We start from the raw sequence: 658 nt of genomic DNA, 5'->3' as shown, positions 1-658 counted from the left end.
GCCCCGAGCGCTGGTACATCGCGAGCAGCGGCAGCACCCGCCGCAACCGCGCCGGGTGCGGGAACAGCGCGAAGATCGCCGACCGCAGCAGCCGCTGCCCGCGCGTGCGGTGCTCGGCACCGCGCCGCTCGACCTGTTGCCGGGTCGCCTCGACCAGCGTGTCGTACCGCACGCCCGACGGGCACGCGGTCACGCACGCCATGCACCCCAGGCACGCATCGACGTGCTGCACCAGCGCCGCCGACATCGGCTCGCCCTCCAGCCCTTCCTTCATGAGGTAGATCCGGCCGCGCGGGGAGTCCATCTCCTCGCCCCACAGCGAGTAGGTGGGGCAGGCGGGGAGGCAGAACCCGCAGTGCACACAGTCGTCCACCAGCTCGCGGGACGGCGGACGGTGCTCGTCGAACGCCCCTTGCCCGTCGGGCCCCGGCCCGTCGAAGGAGCCCAGCAGGTCCAGCTTCGCCTCGCTCATCAGATGCCTCCCACGAATCGGCCGGGTGCCAGGTTCCGCCCGGGGTCGAGCTGCCGCTTGATCGCCCGCATCAGGTCGAGCCCACCCACGGGCCCCCACGCGTCCAGCGCAGCGCGCACCTCGGGCGTCGCGCGCAGCACGGTCACGGTCCCCTCGCGCGGGCTGGGTGCGGCCGCCCGCAGGTGC

Annotated in this window: 2 protein-coding genes; both read right to left on the bottom strand. The window is 74.2% G+C overall.

Annotation, left to right across the window (positions count from 1 at the left end):
- The coding region (locus PROKR_RS04660; protein ID WP_036960031.1) for a 4Fe-4S dicluster domain-containing protein at window positions 1-472 on the bottom strand (472 nt) is incomplete at its 3' end.
- Window positions 472-658, bottom strand: a 187-nt coding sequence (locus PROKR_RS32425) for a hypothetical protein (RefSeq protein WP_211240028.1), incomplete at its 5' end; no start/stop codon positions are given. The genes PROKR_RS32425 and PROKR_RS04660, both read right to left, overlap by 1 nt.

Source organism: Promicromonospora kroppenstedtii DSM 19349 (genome assembly GCF_000515355.1).
In the GTDB taxonomy this organism is placed as follows: Bacteria; Actinomycetota; Actinomycetes; order Actinomycetales; family Cellulomonadaceae; genus Promicromonospora; species Promicromonospora kroppenstedtii.
This window is presented reverse-complemented; position numbering and strand designations above follow the sequence as displayed.